Below are 3,663 nucleotides of genomic sequence, written 5' to 3'. Positions count from 1 at the left end.
GCGTCGCCCTGAATGAACGAAGACAGCAGCACACAAGAACAACTGCGCGACATACGAGCAGTCCGTCACCCCGCAACCCGCTATGGCGGCGCCCAGCAGCGGGCAATGCCACACGGCATGGCCATAATCCGCGCAGACCGCCGAATCCATGACCAAACTCCTGATCCTCAGCGTGAGCGCCGGCAACGGCCACGTGCGTGCAGCACAGGCGCTTGCCGCCACCGCCCAGAACCTCGCCCCGCCCTGCACGGCGGTTCATATCGATGCCATGGCCCACGTGGCCGGAGGCTTTCGCAAGGTCTACACCGACTGGTACATCCAGCTCGTCAACCGCGCGCCCGACCTCTGGTCGTATCTGCACCAGCGAACCGACGTCACCCCGCACCACGCGCCTTCGCAACGCCTGCGCCGTGGCATCGAACGGCTCAGCACCGGGGCACTGGTGCGCGAGATACGGCGCGAGAAACCCGATGCGGTCATTTGTACCCACTTCCTGCCGGCCGAATTGCTGATGCGCGAACGCAACCGCGGGCGCATCGACTACCCCGTGTGGCTGCAGATCACCGACTACGACCTGCACAACATGTGGCTGGTCCCGGGCATGGAGGGCTACCTCGCGGCCACTGAAGAAGTGGCGTTCCGCCTGCGGGCGCGCGGCATTCCGGCGGACCGCGTCCACGTCACGGGCATTCCGGTGATGCCGGCTTTTTCCGAACCCGACGTGCCGGCGCTTGCGCGCGCCACCTGTGCTACGGAACTCGGCCTCGATCCGTCGCGCCCCATCTTGCTGATGGCTTCGGGCGGTGCCGGCGTGGGCGACCTGCCGAGCATGGTCGAGCGCGTGCTCGGCCTCGGCGGGCAAAACGGCAAGTCGGGCGACTTCCAGGTCATTGCCGTCGCGGGCCGCAATGTCGAGGCGCACGGCAAGCTCGAAGCGCTGGCCAGGCGCCATCCGGGCCGCGTGGTGGCCATCGGCTTCACCAACGAAATGCACAAGCTCATGGCCGCGGCCGACCTGGTGGTGACCAAGCCGGGCGGGCTCACGGTGTCCGAGTGCCTGGCGCTCGGCAAGCCGATGCTGCTGATCTCGCCCATTCCGGGGCAGGAAGAACACAACGCCGGCTTCCTCATGGAAGAAGGCGCGGCCTGGCTCGCCTACGACGCCATCGGGCTCGACTACAAGGTGGCGCGCCTGATGGCCGACCCCGCCAAGCTCGCGAACATGGCGGCGCGCAGCCGTGCACTCGGCAANNGCGCCGTGCTGCATCACGTGCTGGGTGCGGCAGCGTGAGCGGCGAAGTCGAAAAGACCGGCGTGGGCCGCACGCTGGGCTATCTCGCGTGGGTGGTCGTCATGGCCTTCTTCTTCGCCAACGCCGAGATCCAGATCGAAGGCGGCGCGGGCTGGGCCACGTCGCTGCCGACCTGGCGCATCGAGAACAACATCTGGCTCGACATCTTCTGGGGCGGCCGCGCCATGACCGGCTACCACGCATGGGTGTTCACCTTCATGGCGCTGGTTTTCTTTTCGCCACTGGCCTTCAACGGCCGCTGGAAACTGCGCGACTGGGGCCTGGCGCTCGCGGGCCTCATCGTGTTCTGGGTCTGCGAAGACTTCCTGTGGTTCCTCATCAACCCGGCCTTCGGCTGGGCCCGCTTCAACCCGGTCGATGCCTTCTGGCACAAGCACTGGCTGTGGGGCGCGCCGGTCGACTACTGGGGCGGCCTGGCGGTGGCGCTGCTGATCGTGGCAACGCGTCACTGGCGCCGCAAGAAGAAGACGCAACCCTCATGAAGAAAACCGTCGATGCCCATCACGGCGATGCCACTGAGACTGATACAGGCACAGGTACAGGCAATGCCGACAGCGACGGCGCGCGGCCCGGCCACTGGGCCGATCCGCTGGACGAACTGCAGGTAGAGAACCTGCACCGCATCACGCCCACGCTGTACCGCAGCGCCCAGCCACGGCGCGCCAACATGGCGGCGCTGCAGTCGCTCGGCATTCGCACCGTGGTGAGCCTGCGTTCTTTCAACGACGACAAGAAGGTTTTCGCCGGCAGCGGCATCCGCCTGATGCGCGTGCCGATCAACACATGGTCGATCGACGACGCCAAGGTGCTGCGCGCACTGGTGGCCATGCGCGAGGCCGAGAAGCACGGCCCGGTGCTGATCCACTGCATGCACGGCGCCGACCGCACCGGCGTGGTGGCCGCCGTCTACCGCATGGCGGTGCAAGACTGGGACAAAGACAGCGCGCGGCACGAAATGCTGCGCGGCGGCTATGGGTATCACACGCTGTGGCGCAACATTCCGCGCTACATCGAGCGGCTCGACGCGCAGAAGATGCGCCACGCGCTGGCCCATGCGCCGGCCATTCCCCTGGTGTCCTGAAGGCGCCTGCAGCTTTCGCATCGCGCTCCTATACTGGCCGCCCCGTGGCCACCCAGGCCATCTTCGAACGAACCTTTTCAGAGGCTTCTTCCATGGCACTGCAACTGCGCTCCCTCGTTCGCTCCAACGGCGAACTCGAACTCTCGCTGCACGACGAGCCCATTCCCGAACCGCAGGCCCACGAGGTGGTGATTCGCGTCGAGGCGTCGCCGATGAATCCGTCGGACCTGGGCCTGCTGTTCGGCGCCGCCGACATGAGCACCGCCAAGGTATCGGGCACGGCTGACCGCCCGATCGTGACCGCCACCGTGCCCGAACGCGCACGGCCCGCCATGGCCGGCCGCCTCGATCAATCGATGCCTGTGGGCAACGAGGGCGCGGGCGTGGTGGTGAAGGCCGGCGCGTCGCCGGCTGCGCAGGCGCTGCTCGGCAAGACCGTGGCCGCCATCGGCGGCGCGATGTATTCGCAGTACCGCGCGGTCGCCGTACAGCAGTGCCTGGAACTGCCGGAAGGCACCACGCCGGCCGACGGCGCATCGTGCTTCGTCAACCCGCTCACGTCGCTCGGCATGGTGGAGACGATGCGCATGGAAGGCCACAAGGCGCTGGTGCATACGGCTGCGGCCTCCAACCTGGGCCAGATGCTGAACAAGATCTGCCAGAAGGACGGCATCGACCTGGTCAACATCGTGCGCAAGCCAGAGCAGGAAGCGCTGCTGCGCGGGCTCGGCGCAAAGTACGTGTGCAACGCGACGTCGCCCACGTTCATTGACGACCTGACGCAGGCGCTGGTCGACACCGGCGCAACGCTGGCCTTCGACGCCACGGGCGGCGGCAAGCTGGCGGGACAGATCCTGGGCTGCATGGAAGCGGCACTGAACCGCACGGCCAAGGAGTACAGCCGCTACGGTTCGACGACGCACAAGCAGGTCTACATCTACGGCGGCCTGGACCGCTCGCCGACGGAGTTCGTGCGCAACTTCGGCATGGCGTGGGGCATGGGCGGATGGCTGCTGTTCCCGTTCCTGCAGAAGCTGGGGGCCGAGGGAACACAGCGTTTGCGGGCACGCGTTGTTGCCGAATTGAAGACGACGTTTGCGAGCAAGTACACGCGGGAGGTGTCGCTGCTCGAAGCGCTGCAACTCGATGCGATCGGGGTGTACGGCAAGCAGGCGACTGGCGAGAAGTTCTTGCTCAATCCGAACAAGGGGTTGGCTGGCTGAGATTGCGGTCTGTGCGCTTTGGGTGAGGCGCCCGGTACGCGGTACGG

General features: G+C 66.7%; 4 protein-coding genes. All 4 read left to right on the top strand.

The window, feature by feature from the left end; translation table 11 throughout:
• Positions 1-148: 148 nt before the first annotated feature.
• The 4 genes from DBV14_RS21070 to DBV14_RS21055 all read left to right on the top strand — a co-directional run bounded on the left by DBV14_RS21070 (position 149) and on the right by DBV14_RS21055 (position 3,616).
• Entirely contained in the window at positions 149-1,291 is a 1,143-nt protein-coding gene (locus DBV14_RS21070; RefSeq protein ID WP_124461720.1) for a glycosyltransferase, read from the top strand.
• Entirely contained in the window at positions 1,288-1,794 is a 507-nt protein-coding gene (locus DBV14_RS21065; RefSeq protein WP_124461718.1) for a hypothetical protein, read from the top strand. The genes DBV14_RS21070 and DBV14_RS21065 overlap by 4 nt, the downstream gene beginning before the upstream one ends.
• Positions 1,791-2,393 (top strand): dual specificity protein phosphatase family protein, encoded by a 603-nt coding sequence (locus tag DBV14_RS21060; RefSeq protein WP_260397154.1) that lies wholly within the window; start codon positions 1,791-1,793, stop codon positions 2,391-2,393. Before DBV14_RS21065 ends, DBV14_RS21060 begins: the two co-directional genes overlap by 4 nt.
• A 92-nt stretch (positions 2,394-2,485) precedes the next feature.
• On the top strand, positions 2,486-3,616 hold the full coding sequence (locus DBV14_RS21055; protein WP_124461716.1) for a zinc-binding dehydrogenase: 1,131 nt from the start codon (positions 2,486-2,488) through the stop codon (positions 3,614-3,616).
• The last annotated feature ends 47 nt before the right edge of the window (positions 3,617-3,663 follow it).

The organism is Variovorax sp. KBW07, assembly GCF_003852515.1.
Taxonomy (GTDB): Bacteria; Pseudomonadota; Gammaproteobacteria; order Burkholderiales; family Burkholderiaceae_C; genus Variovorax.
Note: the sequence above shows the minus strand (reverse complement) of the source record. Positions and strands in the feature narration are given on the sequence as shown.

What these genes read in the sequence shown, in the direction of transcription:
- DBV14_RS21060 (WP_260397154.1), top strand. Translation starts at nt 1,791, where the DNA reads ATGAAGAAAACCGTCGATGCCCATCACGGCGATGCCACTGAGACTGAT.
- DBV14_RS21055 (WP_124461716.1), top strand. Translation starts at nt 2,486, where the DNA reads ATGGCACTGCAACTGCGCTCCCTCGTTCGCTCCAACGGCGAACTCGAA.